16 protein-coding genes and 1 tRNA gene are annotated in these 14,214 nt (G+C 54.0%); 10 read left to right on the plus strand and 7 right to left on the minus strand.

The window, feature by feature from the left end; translation table 11 throughout:
• Window positions 1-131 precede the first annotated feature (131 nt).
• Window positions 132-794 carry a PAQR family membrane homeostasis protein TrhA gene (trhA, locus tag NNN71_RS19470; RefSeq protein WP_223803877.1) on the plus strand — a complete coding sequence of 221 codons (663 nt, stop codon included), beginning with the start codon at window positions 132-134 and terminating at the stop codon, window positions 792-794.
• Between the two features lie 57 nt (window positions 795-851).
• Here trhA and ygfZ read toward each other — a convergent pair whose 3' ends face one another.
• Window positions 852-1,835, minus strand: a complete 984-nt coding sequence (gene ygfZ / locus NNN71_RS19475) for a tRNA-modifying protein YgfZ (protein ID WP_271459136.1) — start codon at window positions 1,833-1,835, stop codon at window positions 852-854.
• 243 nt (window positions 1,836-2,078) lie between these two features.
• On the opposite strand from ygfZ, the gene sdhE reads away from it, so the two are divergent.
• Entirely contained in the window at window positions 2,079-2,345 is a 267-nt protein-coding gene (gene sdhE, locus NNN71_RS19480; protein WP_163446059.1) for an FAD assembly factor SdhE, read from the plus strand.
• Window positions 2,326-2,739, plus strand: coding sequence for a protein YgfX (locus NNN71_RS19485; RefSeq protein ID WP_271459137.1), 414 nt, complete (start codon window positions 2,326-2,328; stop codon window positions 2,737-2,739). The genes sdhE and NNN71_RS19485 overlap by 20 nt, the downstream gene beginning before the upstream one ends.
• Here the strand turns inward: NNN71_RS19485 and fldB are convergent.
• Window positions 2,736-3,257 (minus strand): flavodoxin FldB, encoded by a 522-nt coding sequence (gene fldB, locus NNN71_RS19490; RefSeq protein WP_064542782.1) that lies wholly within the window; start codon window positions 3,255-3,257, stop codon window positions 2,736-2,738. The genes NNN71_RS19485 and fldB overlap by 4 nt on opposite strands.
• 102 nt (window positions 3,258-3,359) lie before the next feature.
• Here fldB and xerD point away from each other — a divergent pair, with 102 nt between their 5' ends.
• From xerD to lysS, 5 genes are all read left to right on the plus strand, one after another.
• Window positions 3,360-4,256, plus strand: coding sequence for a site-specific tyrosine recombinase XerD (xerD, locus tag NNN71_RS19495; RefSeq protein WP_064542785.1), 897 nt, complete (start codon window positions 3,360-3,362; stop codon window positions 4,254-4,256).
• Window positions 4,257-4,278: 22 nt separating this feature from the next.
• Entirely contained in the window at window positions 4,279-4,992 is a 714-nt protein-coding gene (gene dsbC / locus NNN71_RS19500) for a bifunctional protein-disulfide isomerase/oxidoreductase DsbC (RefSeq protein ID WP_065355981.1), read from the plus strand.
• Window positions 4,993-4,997: 5 nt separating this feature from the next.
• Window positions 4,998-6,731, plus strand: coding sequence for a single-stranded-DNA-specific exonuclease RecJ (recJ, locus tag NNN71_RS19505; protein ID WP_271459138.1), 1,734 nt, complete (start codon window positions 4,998-5,000; stop codon window positions 6,729-6,731).
• 89 nt (window positions 6,732-6,820) lie between these two features.
• Window positions 6,821-7,919, plus strand: a protein-coding gene (gene prfB / locus NNN71_RS19510) for a peptide chain release factor 2 (RefSeq protein WP_271459139.1) whose coding sequence is annotated in 2 segments (ribosomal slippage) — window positions 6,821-6,895 and window positions 6,897-7,919 — 1,098 coding nt in all. Because the reading frame shifts where the segments join, the coding sequence is not laid out codon by codon here.
• A 9-nt stretch (window positions 7,920-7,928) separates the two neighbouring features.
• Complete coding sequence (gene lysS, locus NNN71_RS19515; protein ID WP_163446062.1) at window positions 7,929-9,446, plus strand: lysine--tRNA ligase; 1,518 nt, start codon at window positions 7,929-7,931, stop codon at window positions 9,444-9,446.
• Window positions 9,447-9,508: 62 nt separating this feature from the next.
• Here the strand turns inward: lysS and idi are convergent, their stop codons facing one another.
• Complete coding sequence (gene idi / locus NNN71_RS19520) at window positions 9,509-10,054, minus strand: isopentenyl-diphosphate Delta-isomerase (protein WP_271459140.1); 546 nt, start codon at window positions 10,052-10,054, stop codon at window positions 9,509-9,511.
• A 288-nt stretch (window positions 10,055-10,342) separates the two neighbouring features.
• On the opposite strand from idi, the gene actS reads away from it, so the two are divergent.
• Both actS and NNN71_RS19530 read left to right on the plus strand, forming a co-directional pair.
• The gene (actS, locus tag NNN71_RS19525; RefSeq protein WP_223803880.1) at window positions 10,343-11,038 is read left to right on the plus strand and encodes an amidase activator ActS; all 696 of its coding nucleotides are present in this window, start codon (window positions 10,343-10,345) and stop codon (window positions 11,036-11,038) included.
• A gap of 80 nt (window positions 11,039-11,118) precedes the next feature.
• Window positions 11,119-11,192 (plus strand) — tRNA-Gly (locus NNN71_RS19530).
• 321 nt (window positions 11,193-11,513) lie between these two features.
• Here the strand turns inward: NNN71_RS19530 and NNN71_RS19535 are convergent.
• The 4 genes from NNN71_RS19535 to NNN71_RS19550 all read right to left on the minus strand — a co-directional run.
• Entirely contained in the window at window positions 11,514-11,732 is a 219-nt protein-coding gene (locus NNN71_RS19535) for a hypothetical protein (RefSeq protein ID WP_271459141.1), read from the minus strand.
• A 145-nt stretch (window positions 11,733-11,877) separates the two neighbouring features.
• The gene (locus NNN71_RS19540) at window positions 11,878-12,585 is read right to left on the minus strand and encodes a hypothetical protein (RefSeq protein WP_271459142.1); all 708 of its coding nucleotides are present in this window, start codon (window positions 12,583-12,585) and stop codon (window positions 11,878-11,880) included.
• 221 nt (window positions 12,586-12,806) lie between these two features.
• Window positions 12,807-13,226, minus strand: a complete 420-nt coding sequence (locus NNN71_RS19545) for an SMI1/KNR4 family protein (protein WP_271459143.1) — start codon at window positions 13,224-13,226, stop codon at window positions 12,807-12,809.
• Window positions 13,227-13,234: 8 nt separating this feature from the next.
• Window positions 13,235-14,214, minus strand: a 980-nt coding sequence (locus NNN71_RS19550) for an HNH/ENDO VII family nuclease (RefSeq protein WP_271459144.1), incomplete at its 5' end; no start/stop codon positions are given.

The raw sequence follows: 14,214 nt of genomic DNA on the forward strand, positions 1-14,214 counted from the left end.
GTTTGTTAACTTATTGATTATTCTTATTTTACAAAAAATCATCTTTTTATTTTAGCTTACATGTGTTCACTGGAACCATTCTCAGTTACGCTAGTGCCGTTGCTTGATTTGTCGTTCGCCCGGAGCGCGTAATGGATAAGAAACCACTCATTCATCAGGGATACTCTCTGGCAGAGGAAGTTGCCAATAGCATTAGTCACGGTGTCGGTTTTGTGCTCGGCATCGTCGGGCTAGTTTTGTTGCTGGTGCAGGCCGTTGACGCTAACGCCAGCGCGACTGCTATCACCAGCTATAGCCTGTATGGCGGCAGCATGATCCTGCTGTTTCTCGCCTCGACGCTGTACCACGCCATTCCTTCGCAGCGGGCCAAAGTCTGGCTGAAGAAATTCGACCACTGCGCCATCTACCTGCTGATTGCCGGTACCTACACGCCGTTTCTGCTGGTGGGTCTTGACTCTCCGCTCGCCCGCGGGTTGATGATTGTTATCTGGAGCCTGGCGCTGCTGGGGATCCTGTTTAAGTTAACCATCGCGCATCGCTTTAAGGTGCTGTCGCTGGTGACCTATCTGACGATGGGCTGGCTATCGCTGATTGTGGTGTATCAACTGGCGGTGAAGCTGGCGATTGGCGGCGTGACGCTGCTGGCGGTCGGCGGGGTGGTGTATTCGCTGGGGGTTATTTTCTACGTCTGTAAGCGGATCCCTTACAACCACGCTATCTGGCACGCGTTTGTGCTGGGCGGCAGCGCTTGTCATTTTCTGGCGATTTATCTGTACGTGGGGCAGGTGGCGTAACCATTCTGTGGCCCAGTCTCCAATCCCGGCGTAAACGCCGGGATTGCACAAAACAACTTACTCTTCGTCTAACGAATACGGCAGCGGCTTGATGCTTAAGGTGTTGGCATCGTCGCGCACGCGGAATACGCTGTCGGCTTCCATATCGTTGTTCATCACAACCTGCACCAGCAGTTGACCGTCATCGAGCTGTACTGCGGCCAATACGGTGCCGGTACGACGCCAGTTGTCGCCCATTTGCAGCTCTAAATCTTCACCGGCTTGTGGTACGCGGCTGGCTTTGCCTGCCAGCGTCCACAGCGCGCGCTTGTTGGCGCCGCGGAATTTTGCGCGTGCCACCATCTCCTGACCGGTGTAGCAGCCTTTCTTAAAGCTGATCCCGCCCAGCGCCTGTAGGTTGGTAGCCTGCGGGATAAACTGCGCGCTGTTGACTTCATCAATCACCGGCAGGCCCGCTTCGATGTTCAGCGCCAGCCACTGCTGGCTGTTGTTAAGTTGCGCTTCGCCGCGTAATGCCTCGGTGACGCGTTCGGCGGTTGCTTCGTCGGTTACCAGCAGGAAACGTTCTTCCGGATGAGCAAACCACAGCAGAGACGTTTCACCTTCCTGCAGGCAAGGTTTCTCGGCCCCCGGCAGCTCGGTAAAAAGATTCGCCAGCGCGGCGCGAGCCTGGAATCCGGCAACGCCCAGCAACACCAGTGAATCATCAGCGGCGATGGTGACCTTCGAGAATACGGCGTATTTCTTCAACTGGGTCAGCTGCGCTTCACGCACGCTGCGACGCTCAATCCACGCGAAACCGTCCTGGCGACGGAACAGACGCAGGTTGCTCCACATTTTACCCTTGGCATCGCAGTGAGCGACCAGAAGATGTTGGTGCTCGTCAAGCAGAGCCACATCTGCGGTCACCTGGCCCTGCAGGTACTTTTCACTGTCGGCACCAGAAATGGTTGCCAGCGCCCAATCATCAAGCGTCATTAACGTCAGCGGTAAACGCGCGGAGGCGGAGGGCTGACGCGGAGGAAAAGGAGTAAAAGCCATATTGATATCCTGAATTGAGTAACGCGCTTATTTGTTCATGGTAAAAGAGATGCCCGCCATTGCAAGCGCTTTCGATGGCCGTTTTGTGCCGTTCGCGCGTTCTGCGAAGCGGCTCGTAATCAGATGAATACCCTTCATTTTGTATGGCTTTTTTTGGAATATGACGCGTGCAACGTGATATTCCAGTAAAGTAACTGCAAAAAACACGTTAAACTAGTAGCAACGTAATGCTGGAAGGAAATTATGGACATCAATAATAAAGCCCGTATCCATTGGGCATGCCGCCGCGGTATGCGCGAACTCGACATCTCCATCATGCCGTTCTTTGAACATGAGTACGACACGCTGAGCGATGAAGACAAGGCCCTCTTTATTCGTCTGCTGGAGTGTGACGATCCGGACCTTTTCAACTGGTTGATGAATCACGGCGAACCGGCCGATACTAGCCTTCAGCGCATGGTGCAACTTATTCAGACACGGAATCGGGAACGTGGTCCTGTGGCAATCTGATTTACGCGTCTCCTGGCGCTCACAGTGGCTTTCTCTCCTGCTCCACGGGCTGGTGGCAGCGTTTGTGCTGCTGATGCCGTGGCCGCTGAGCTACACTCCGCTCTGGCTGATTTTATTGTCGCTGGTGGTGTTTGACTGCGTGCGCAGCCAACGACGTATTCACTCGCACCAGGGGGAAATTAAGCTGCTGATGGATTCCCGGTTGCGCTGGCGTAATCAGGAGTGGGAAATTCTGGGGGCACCGTGGATGCTGAACTCGGGCATGATGCTACGGATTCGCCGTCCGGGCGGTCGTCGCCAACATCTCTGGCTGGCGGCGGATAGCATGAACCCGGAAGAGTGGCGCGATCTGCGGCGGATTCTCCTGCAGCTGCCCGCGCCCACTAAGCATTAAGAGAACTGTTCGGCCATTTCGCCGAGAATCTGTTCGCACCAGCTCTGAATGCGTTCGTCGCTGAGGTCATACTGATTGGTTTCGTCCAGCGCGAGGCCAACAAACAGCTGTCCATCGGCGATGACGGGTTTCGGGCTGGTGAACTCATAGCCTTCAGTCGGCCAGTAGCCGACAAATTTCACGCCTTTGGTCGCCAGTTTGTCGTGCAACATGCCGAGCGCATCGAGGAACCACTCGCCATAGCCGAGCTGGTCGCCCATGCCGTACAGCGCGACGATTTTACCTTCGAGGTTCAACGTATCCAGCTGTTCCCAGACCGCTTCCCAATCTTCCTGAATCTCACCGAAATCCCAGGTTGGAATCCCCAGAATGAGCACGTCGTATTGCTCCATTAAGGCCGGGGAATCATCTTTCAGGTTATGTAATGTGATCAGTTCCGGGCCGATAATGTCGCGAATTTTCTCCGCTGCCATCTCGGTGTAGCAGGTGCTGGAACCGTAAAAAAGGCCGATATTCATGACGTACTGCTCTCGATTCTTGCGATGACGATGCGGCTAGTGTACCAGAAAGGGGCCTGATTCAGGCATAATGGTGCTGATTTAACACGCAGAGGGCTCGAAGTGGAAAAGGATCTTGCGCGAATTGAACAGTTTCTTGATGCGCTGTGGCTGGAGCGTAATCTGGCGGAAAATACCCTCAGCGCCTATCGTCGGGATCTGACCATGGTGGTCGAATGGCTGGCGCATCGAAACCTGACGCTGGAAAGCGTTCAGAGCGACGATCTGCAAAACTTACTCGCCGAGCGTCAGCAGGGCGGCTATAAGGCGACCAGTTCCGCACGCCTGCTGAGCGCCATGCGGCGCTTTTTCCAGCATCTGTACCGCGAAAAAATACGTCAGGACGATCCCAGCGCGCTGCTGGCTTCGCCGAAACTGCCGCAGCGGCTGCCGAAAGATCTCAGTGAGGCACAGGTTGAACGCCTGTTGCAGGCGCCGCTGGTGGATCAGCCGCTGGAACTGCGCGATAAAGCTATGCTTGAGGTACTCTACGCGACCGGACTGCGCGTGTCGGAACTGGTCGGCCTGACGATGAGCGACATCAGCCTGCGTCAGGGCGTGGTGCGGGTGATCGGTAAGGGTAATAAAGAACGCCTGGTGCCGCTGGGCGAAGAGGCGGTCTACTGGGTGGAAAACTGGCTGGAACATGGCCGCCCGTGGCTGCTGAACGGTGTGGCGATTGATGTGCTGTTTCCCAGCCAGCGCGCGCAGCAGATGACCCGACAGACCTTCTGGCATCGTATTAAACATTATGCCCAGCTAGCGGGAATCGACAGCGAAAAGCTGTCGCCGCACGTATTACGACACGCGTTTGCCACCCATCTGCTCAACCACGGCGCAGACCTGCGCGTGGTGCAAATGCTGCTGGGGCACAGCGATTTGTCGACGACCCAAATTTATACGCACGTTGCGACCGAGCGGCTGCGACAACTTCACCAACAGCATCATCCACGCGCATGATGTTGATTTAAAAGGACTGATTATGAAAAAAGGTTTAATGATGTTTACCCTGCTGGCCGCCGCGTTCTCCGGCCTGGCGCACGCAGACGATGCCGCGATCAAGCAGTCGCTCGCTAAGCTTGGCGTACAGAGCACTGACATTCAGCCCGCCCCGGTCGCCGGTATGAAGACCGTGCTGACCAACAGCGGTGTGCTGTACGTCACCGACGACGGCAAGCACATCATCCAGGGGCCGATGTACGATGTTAGCGGCGCGCAGCCGGTTAACGTGACCAACGCGCTGCTGATGACCCACCTGAAGGCGCTGGAAAAAGAGATGATCGTTTACAAAGCGCCGCAGGAAAAACACGTTATTACCGTCTTTACCGACATCACCTGCGGCTACTGCCACAAGCTGCATGAAGAGATGAAAGACTACAATGCGCTGGGCATCACCGTGCGCTACCTGGCCTTCCCGCGTCAGGGCGTGCAAAGCCAGGCCGAGCAGGATATGAAATCTATCTGGTGCGCGAAAGACCGCAATAAAGCGTTCGACGACGCGATGAACGGCAAGGGCGTGCAGGCGGCGACCTGCGATATCGACATCGCGAACCACTATGCGCTGGGCGTGCAGTTTGGCGTCACCGGCACGCCGGCTATCGTGCTGAGCGATGGCTTTATGGTGCCGGGCTATCAGGGCCCGAAAGAGATGAAAGCGTTCCTCGACGAACATCAGAAACAGACCAGCGGTAAATAATTCGCGTGAAACAACAGACACAACTTCGCCGCCGAGAGGTGGATGAATCCATCACCTTGCCCGCAGAGCTTTCGCCGCTGCTGCGTCGCCTGTACGCCAGCCGTGGCGTGAAGTCGCCGGACGACCTCGAGCGCGGCCTGAAAGGTATGCTGCACTGGCGTACCTTGACCGGCGTCGAGAAAGCCGTCGAGATGCTGCACGATGCCTTTGAGAATAACCTGCGCATTATGGTGGTGGGCGACTTCGACGCCGATGGCGCAACCAGCACTGCGCTGAGCGTACTGTCGCTGCGGGCGATGGGCTGTCGCAGCGTGGAATATCTGGTGCCGAACCGTTTTGAAGATGGTTACGGCTTAAGCCCGGAAGTGGTCGATCAGGCTCACGCGCGCGGCGCACAACTGATCATGACGGTGGACAATGGGATCTCGTCCCATGCCGGTGTCGATCACGCGCACAGTCTCGGGATCCGCGTGCTGGTGACCGATCACCACCTGCCGGGCGAAACGTTGCCCAACGCCGATGCGATGGTGAACCCGAATCTCGTGGATTGCCCCTTCCCGTCGAAATCGCTGGCGGGCGTCGGTGTGGCGTTCTACCTGATGCTGGTGCTGTGTAACCATCTGAAAGAGAAAGGTTGGTTTGAGTCTCGCGGCATTGCGGCGCCGAAGATTGTCGAATTCCTCGATCTGGTGGCGCTGGGCACCGTGGCTGACGTGGTGCCGCTGGACGTTAACAACCGTATTTTGACCTTCCAGGGGCTGAGCCGCATTCGTGCGGGCGTCTGCCGTCCTGGCATCAAGGCGTTGCTGGAGATTGCCAACCGTGACGCCGCGAAGCTGGTAGCCAGCGATCTGGGCTTTGCGCTCGGGCCGCGTCTGAACGCCGCCGGGCGGCTGGACGACATGTCCGTCGGCGTGGCGCTGCTGTTGTGCGACAACCTTGGTGAAGCTCGCGTACTGGCAAATGAACTGGACGCCTTAAACCAGACCCGTAAAGAAATCGAGCAGGGGATGCAGGCGGAAGCGCTGACGCTGTGCGAGCAGCTTGAGCGCAGCCGCGCGGAGCTGCCCGGCGGGCTGGCGATGTATCATCCGGAGTGGCATCAGGGCGTGGTTGGTATTCTCGCTTCGCGCATCAAAGAGCGCTTCCACCGCCCGGTGATTGCTTTTGCCCCCGCGGGGAACGGCCAACTGAAAGGTTCCGGGCGTTCTATTCAGGGGCTGCATATGCGCGATGCGCTGGAGCGTCTGGACACGCTGCATCCGGGGTTAATGCTGAAGTTTGGCGGCCACGCGATGGCGGCGGGGCTTTCGCTGGAAGAAGAACGCTTTGAAGAGTTCCAGCGCCACTTTGGCGAGCTGGTGACCGAATGGCTGGACCCGGCGCTGCTGCAAGGGGAGATCCTTTCCGACGGCGAGCTGAGTCCGCAGGAGATGACGCTGGAAATGGCGCAGATGCTGCGTGACGCAGGCCCATGGGGGCAGATGTTCCCGGAACCGTTGTTTGACGGGCGTTTTCGCCTGTTGCAGCAGCGGCTGGTGGGTGAACGTCACCTGAAAGTGATGGTTGAACCGGTTGGCGGCGGCCCGCTGCTGGACGGCATCGCTTTCAATGTTGACACGACCGCCTGGCCGGATAACGGCGTGCGCGAAGTGACTCTGGCCTACCGGCTGGACATTAACGAGTTTCGCGGCAACCGGAGCTTACAGTTGATCATCGAGCATCTGTGGCCGATTTAGCATCTCTTACACTGTAAATAAGGGCGGGAATCCGCTAAGATTCCGCTCTTATAACCGCATTTTTCTCGTCCATTAAAAGAAAATAGACCATGTTTGAAATAAACCCGGTAAATAATCGCATTCAGGACCTCACGGAGCGTTCCGACGTTCTTAGGGGGTATCTTTGACTATGATGCTAAGAAAGAGCGTCTGGAAGAAGTAAACGCCGAGCTGGAACAGCCGGATGTCTGGAACGAACCCGAACGCGCGCAGGCGCTGGGCAAAGAGCGTTCTTCCCTTGAAGCGATCGTCGATACCCTCGACCAAATGGCCCAGGGCCTGGAAGACGTTTCCGGCCTGCTGGAACTGGCTGTAGAAGCCAACGACGAAGACACCTTCAACGAAGCCGTTGCCGAGCTGGACACGCTGGAAGAGAAGCTGGCGCAGCTCGAGTTCCGTCGTATGTTCTCTGGCGAATATGACAACGCCGATTGCTACCTTGATATCCAGGCCGGTTCCGGCGGTACTGAAGCGCAGGACTGGGCAAGCATGCTTGAGCGTATGTATCTGCGTTGGGCAGAAGCGCGCGGCTTTAAAACTGAAATCATCGAAGAGTCCGAAGGGGAAGTGGCCGGGATTAAATCCGTGACCATCAAAATCTCCGGCGATTACGCCTACGGCTGGCTGCGTACCGAAACCGGCGTTCACCGCCTGGTGCGTAAGAGCCCGTTCGACTCCGGCGGCCGTCGCCACACCTCCTTTAGCTCCGCGTTCGTGTACCCGGAAGTGGATGACGATATCGATATCGACATCAACCCGGCAGATCTGCGTATCGACGTTTACCGTGCCTCCGGCGCGGGCGGCCAGCACGTTAACCGTACGGAATCTGCGGTGCGTATCACCCACATCCCGACCGGGATTGTGACGCAGTGCCAGAACGACCGTTCCCAGCACAAGAACAAAGACCAGGCCATGAAGCAGATGAAAGCGAAGCTTTATGAACTGGAAATGCAGAAAAAGAACGCGGAAAAACAGGCGATGGAAGACAACAAGTCTGATATCGGCTGGGGTAGTCAGATTCGTTCGTATGTCCTGGACGATTCCCGTATTAAAGACCTGCGCACTGGGGTGGAAACCCGCAATACGCAGGCGGTACTGGACGGAAGTCTGGATCAATTTATCGAAGCAAGTTTGAAAGCAGGGCTATGAGGAACCAACATGTCTGAACAAAACGCACAAGGCGCTGACGAGGTAGTCGATCTTAACAATGAAATGAAGGCACGCCGCGAGAAGCTGGCTGCACTGCGTGAGCAGGGCATCCCGTTCCCGAACGATTTCCGTCGCGACAGCACCTCAGACCTTCTGCATGCGAAATATGATGATAAGGAAGGCGAAGAACTCGAAGCGCTGAATATCGAGGTCTCCGTTGCGGGCCGTATGATGACCCGCCGTATTATGGGTAAAGCGTCCTTCGTTACGCTGCAGGACGTTGGCGGCCGTATCCAGCTGTACGTCGCGCGTGACGATCTGCCGGAAGGCATCTACAACGAGCAGTTCAAGAAATGGGACCTCGGCGATATTCTGGGCGCGAAAGGTAAGCTGTTCAAAACCAAAACCGGTGAGCTGTCTATCCACTGCACCGAACTGCGTCTGCTGACCAAAGCACTGCGTCCGCTGCCGGACAAATTCCACGGCCTGCAGGATCAGGAAGCGCGCTACCGTCAGCGTTACCTGGATCTCATCTCTAACGATGAATCCCGCAAGACTTTCAAAGTGCGTTCTCAGATTCTGGCGGGTATCCGTCAGTTCATGGTGGGCCGCGGCTTTATGGAAGTGGAAACGCCGATGATGCAGGTGATCCCTGGCGGCGCGTCCGCTCGTCCGTTCATCACCCATCACAACGCGCTGGATCTGGACATGTACCTGCGTATCGCGCCGGAACTGTACCTGAAACGTCTGGTGGTTGGCGGCTTCGAGCGTGTGTTCGAAATCAACCGTAACTTCCGTAACGAAGGTATCTCCGTTCGCCACAACCCTGAGTTCACCATGATGGAACTCTACATGGCGTACGCAGACTACAAAGATCTGATCGAGCTGACCGAATCCCTGTTCCGTACCCTGGCGCAGGATATTCTGGGCCACACCGCGGTGCCTTACGGCGACCAGACTTTCGACTTCGGCAAGCCGTTCGAAAAACTGACCATGCGTGAAGCTATCAAGAAATACCGTCCGGAAACTGACATGGCGGATCTGGATAACTTCGACTCCGCGAAGGCCATTGCTGAAAGCATCGGTATTCACGTTGAGAAGAGCTGGGGTCTGGGCCGTATCGTGACCGAGATCTTCGAAGAAGTGGCAGAAGCGCACCTGATTCAGCCGACCTTCATCACCGAGTACCCGGCCGAGGTTTCTCCGCTGGCGCGCCGCAACGACGTGAACCCGGAAATCACTGACCGCTTTGAATTCTTCATCGGCGGCCGCGAAATCGGTAACGGTTTCAGCGAGCTGAACGACGCAGAAGATCAGGCGCAGCGCTTCCAGGATCAGGTTAACGCTAAAGAAGCGGGCGATGACGAAGCGATGTTCTACGACGAAGACTACGTTACCGCGCTGGAACACGGTCTGCCGCCGACTGCGGGTCTGGGTATTGGTATCGACCGTATGGTCATGCTGTTCACCAACAGCCACACCATCCGCGACGTGATTCTGTTCCCGGCGATGCGTCCGGTGAAATAATCGCGAAAGCGAAAGGTAAAAAACCCGGCCATGGCCGGGTTTTTTTATGTCTGCGATTGGGGCTAGATGTGGGCGAAATCGATCAATGCCTGACGCGCCTTCGCGTCTGCCGCCTCCATCACCATCCACGGGCTAAACGCCCACGGCGTCAGCGTTAGCGCATGCAGCGCGTCGTCGAGTTCGCACCACTGGTACTCAATGACCTCGTCGGCATTCGGCTGTACGGCGCTGGTGATGCGAGCCGCATACACCGGACATACTTCGTTTTCGACGATACCGTTAGGCGCTACGGCGCGATAGCGGAAGTCGGGCGCGACCGGGGTAATGTGGCTGATTTCGACACCTAGCTCAAAGCGACAGCGGCGGGCAATCGCCTGTTCGAAGGTCTCGCCCTGCTGTGGATGCCCGCAGACTGAGTTAGTCCATACGCCGGGCCAGGCCACTTTACTGAGAGAGCGGCGGGTGACCAGAAACTGGCCGCGATCGTTAAATAACCAACAAGAGAAGGCGAGATGCAGCGGGGTAGAGAGAGTGTGCGCGGCATACTTATCCAGTAATCCGCACGGTTGATCGTGCTCATCGAGCAAAATGACGTGTTCCCCTGCCATGGCAACTCCTGAAAATGAAAGATGACCCGGCATAAACCCACCGGGCCATATACTCAGGCAACCAGCGTAGCCCATAAGTGGGAAAAAGGCATTACCAAAACAAGCCCTGCCTCCTTTTAGCCACCGGGATGGCTCATGTTCTCTGTGCGCCGCATTCTCATGCCAATCCACAGCCCTGATGGTTTAGCATCTCGTGCTACCCTGCTATCATAGATTCTTCGAACGCTTTTGACCTGAGGATTCGTTTTGCGAGCAGGAAGCCAAATCTCTTCCCTACGACGACTGTTAATGTGCCTGACGATTGGTCTGGCGCTGTCTGGCTGTGCGGGTAACTCATCAGAAGGCAGCTATAGCGGTTCGGTTTACACCGTGAAGCGTGGTGATACGTTGTCGCGAATTTCGCGTATGACGGGCACCAGCGTGCGAGATTTGGCGCGGATGAACGGGATTTCTCCGCCGTATACTATCGAAGTTGGACAAAAGCTGAAGGTGAGCGGCGCGTCCTCATCCAGTGCGAAAAAATCGACAACCAGCAAAACAGCAAAAGTGGTGCCATCTTCTGCGGTACCGCAGTCATCATGGCCGCCGGTAGGGCAACGCTGCTGGCGCTGGCCCGCCAGCGGTAAAGTGGTGATGAAGTATTCAACCTCAGAGGGTGGCAACAAAGGGATCGATATCGCGGGCAGCCGTGGACAGCCGGTGTATGCAGCCGGGGCAGGTAAGGTGGTTTACGTCGGCAACCAGCTGCGCGGTTACGGTAATCTGGTGATGATTAAACATAACGAAGATTACATTACCGCTTATGCTCACAACGATAAACTGCTGGTCAACAACGGGCAGAGCGTGAAGATTGGCCAGCAGATAGCCACCATGGGCAGTTCGGATGCGGATTCTGTGCGGCTGCATTTCCAGATTCGTTACCGGGCAACGGCTATCGATCCACTGCGCTATTTACCGCCGCAGGGCAGTAAGCCGAAGTGCTAACCGGTTATTTTATCGTCACTTAGCACCCAGAGTGCTTGCCAGGCGAGGAGTAAGGTTTATAATGCTTCTCGCACACCTTTGCGGGCGTAGTTCAATGGTAGAACGAGAGCTTCCCAAGCTCTATACGAGGGTTCGATTCCCTTCGCCCGCTCCAAACTCTTCTGAAGTTCACTAAATCGCAGATTCATTCTTTGAGCCACATTTCCTTTTAAAGGTTCAAACATTTCACCCTCTCTGCCAGCATGCTTTTCCCAGACTCTTGCTGCTGCAGACATACCTTGCCCGTTAATTGGTTTGTTTGCTGATGAAATAGGACTATCTTTCGCAGTAAGGCTGGCTTTATCATTTTTAGCAATTCCACCGCCGCCTTTCAGTAACTCTCCATCGACATCCTCAATCCCGATTTTCAGCATTGGATTGATATCAAAGATGTTAATTTTGTCTTTCTTGCTCAGCCAGTTATTCTCAACAACAACTACTTACGATTATATTTTAGTACTTGTAAATAGAGCAGTAGCCAAATCCCTGCCCCTCCCCATACACCAACAATTGCACCAATTTTTCCAGCTAAGATATATTCCGAAAAGGAAACCTCTCCTTTACTGATCATCCAGGTACTAGCAACCATTCCAATAGAGAACGTAACTGCCAGTATAAACACCAACTTAATAAGTTCTAATAGAGGATGTTTCATTTACTATCTCAATTAGCTTCTTTTTGCGTCACATTGCCAGTCCATTCTGAGATTACAGAACCACCAAAACCACCCAGTATACCAGGGTATGTGCTCATTTGACCGCCCTGATATATACCGTATCCGATAGACTTTTCCGAATATTTCAGTGAATACTTACTGGCATCCATTCCTGGCTGATTTTTATATACTGTGATTCAAACTTATTAGTAATTGAAGCACCAATATTATAGCCAAAACCTGTACCGGCCATACTGCCCACTACTGATGCGGTACTGTCCTGGCCTTCAATCTGACTGCTCATGTAAGCACTACCGGCCCCCAATAATTGGTTAGTGTAATATCCTTTCCCGGCTGTCCCTATCCCGGTTAAGCCTGACATCATGAAACTGAGGTAATCGAACTTCTCACCGGTATTGCCGGTTGCAACCTGGACAGCCCCATTTGCTCCGTAACTCAGCCCGGCACTAACAAATTTTTCCGTCAGCGTGGCTGATGACGTTAACAACGAACCCGCTCCGGCAACCGTACCCCAATAATTTTCTGGCTCACCGAAGAAAGCCAGAGCTCTATCACCCTGTGACGTATTGCTATTCAGATAGTTTAAGTCGTAGCGGTTACCTTCAATGACGTAGTCCTTCACATCCGGGTTTTCCAGCGAACCATACAGCCAGCCAGGCCGACCTGCCGCGCTGAGTCCGCCCTCAATATTCCATTTATCTTCCCCGGACAGCGCCGTCAGAGGGTCGGCAGCCACATCAATATGCAATTTCAGCCGGTTATCAGCACTAATTACAGCATACATGTTCTGAATATCTCCGCATTCACGACCGGCTTTACGACAGGCAGTCATTTCTCTATCAAATCAACTCTCTCTGACGTGCATTGTGGTGATGGATACGATTTTCCCCTGTTCTTTCCGTCAGTTACAACCGATTTTACCTGCTGTACTTCCGGCCCGCGAACTTTTTGCCCCGATGCACTTTTTCACTAAAAATGTTACCGCGTAGCAGTAACATAAAGTTTGCTGCGCCGCTATAATTACAACGAAATGCATGAGAACCCTCTCCTGCCTTAGTTACCATCGATCCAGACATCTTTCACCCAAGCAGCCAAATTAGGCCATTGCTCTTCACTACTGCCATCACCACTCCAATATCGGACGCACCCTTGTTGGTCTAGACAGTAATAACTGCCATTATCTTCACATATTGGCAACCACGATTCAGGCACTCCGACGCTTGCTGCATCATTTATAGCAACAGATAACTCACCGTAAAATTTTTTATCTCTTGTAACAGACAATAACTCGATTGGTCCATAGTATATATTGCCAACTTCTTGGAGAAGCTTCTTATAATCTGCTGAAAAAGAGAATCCAATACCCTTTTCATATTCAGCAATAAGAGCATCATCTGGTAAGGGGACATTATTCCTCTTACCACCAGATACTGCCTTTAACTCTTCAATCACATCACTCAAACTTTTAGTCATACTTTCACCTATCTGAAATCGTTAGCTCGTTGTTTCCAATAATCAGAACGCCATTTGTTAAACTCTGAACGGTTTATACCAGAAGGAATGCTGTTATCGTTAATGTGAATAGTACTATGGTTATCTTTGTGAAAGCTTTGAGTTACTTCCGCAATTGGCCCATCTTGACTTTGCAACATATGATGCAGATTTACTGGTTTCCCATCTGCACCAATCGGCGCACGTCCTCCCTGCATCAGCTCAAGGTTTGTTTTACCTGACTTAGGATCAATATAACTAGGATCAAACAAGTCATTTCTTTGATAAACTTTATTGCCATTGACTTCAACGGGATCTGCACTCCAGTACTTCCTCTCCTGACCAAAGTATTTCGCAGAACTGATATCATCGCCAGCTCTCGCAATCAGTTTTGACGCAGCCTCAAGATTGCCCGCTTTGAGTGCCTTATCAGCACCTTTAAGTAAAGCTCCGGCTTCATCGCCCAGCGGTCCCATAAGCCCGATAACCGCGGCAAGATACCCCAGCGCACTGTCCGCTTCCGCAAAACTCTTGAAATCTCCATAAACAGGGATAAAGTCACTACCAGCATCTGCGAACGCAGCAAGCAGTTCATCACGGTGCGCATCCATCTTCGCGCCACAGGCCTCAGAACTGAGTCCTGCACAGTTCTTCGCCTTAAACTCATCAACGGCTTCTTTCAGTTGGTTCTGAGCATCACGATATCTATCTTCCGGTTTTTTACCTGTGGCAAGGTAATCTGCGGCTTCGCTCAGAGAGTTATTCTCAACCGCATTCTTCCCGGCACTCGCCCCCGTTGCCGCCGCCGATGTACTGTCTCCGGCAATCCCCCCCGCAATTCCCGCCGATACACTCGCCAGTGAGCTGATGGTCTGCTTTTGCAACTCCGTCAGGTCTGACATTTTCACGCCAGGGTAATAAATATCCGCAATAGCGCGTGCAACCAGCTCGCCTGTTGCAGCGCCCACAG

Source organism: Kluyvera sp. Awk 3, from assembly GCF_028069715.1.
GTDB classification, from domain to species: domain Bacteria; phylum Pseudomonadota; class Gammaproteobacteria; order Enterobacterales; family Enterobacteriaceae; genus Kluyvera; species Kluyvera georgiana_A.

Bases quoted from the DNA above. Each gene is read 5' to 3' on its own strand.
- ygfZ (WP_271459136.1), bottom strand. From the start codon at position 1,835: ATGGCTTTTACTCCTTTTCCTCCGCGTCAGCCCTCCGCCTCCGCGCGT.
- sdhE (WP_163446059.1), top strand. From the start codon at position 2,079: ATGGACATCAATAATAAAGCCCGTATCCATTGGGCATGCCGCCGCGGT.
- NNN71_RS19545 (WP_271459143.1), bottom strand. From the start codon at position 13,226: ATGACTAAAAGTTTGAGTGATGTGATTGAAGAGTTAAAGGCAGTATCT.
- dsbC (WP_065355981.1), top strand. From the start codon at position 4,279: ATGAAAAAAGGTTTAATGATGTTTACCCTGCTGGCCGCCGCGTTCTCC.
- lysS (WP_163446062.1), top strand. From the start codon at position 7,929: ATGTCTGAACAAAACGCACAAGGCGCTGACGAGGTAGTCGATCTTAAC.
- idi (WP_271459140.1), bottom strand. From the start codon at position 10,054: ATGGCAGGGGAACACGTCATTTTGCTCGATGAGCACGATCAACCGTGC.
- NNN71_RS19540 (WP_271459142.1), bottom strand. From the start codon at position 12,585: ATGACTGCCTGTCGTAAAGCCGGTCGTGAATGCGGAGATATTCAGAAC.
- trhA (WP_223803877.1), top strand. From the start codon at position 132: ATGGATAAGAAACCACTCATTCATCAGGGATACTCTCTGGCAGAGGAA.
- NNN71_RS19535 (WP_271459141.1), bottom strand. From the start codon at position 11,732: ATGAAACATCCTCTATTAGAACTTATTAAGTTGGTGTTTATACTGGCA.
- actS (WP_223803880.1), top strand. From the start codon at position 10,343: ATGTGCCTGACGATTGGTCTGGCGCTGTCTGGCTGTGCGGGTAACTCA.
- fldB (WP_064542782.1), bottom strand. From the start codon at position 3,257: ATGAATATCGGCCTTTTTTACGGTTCCAGCACCTGCTACACCGAGATG.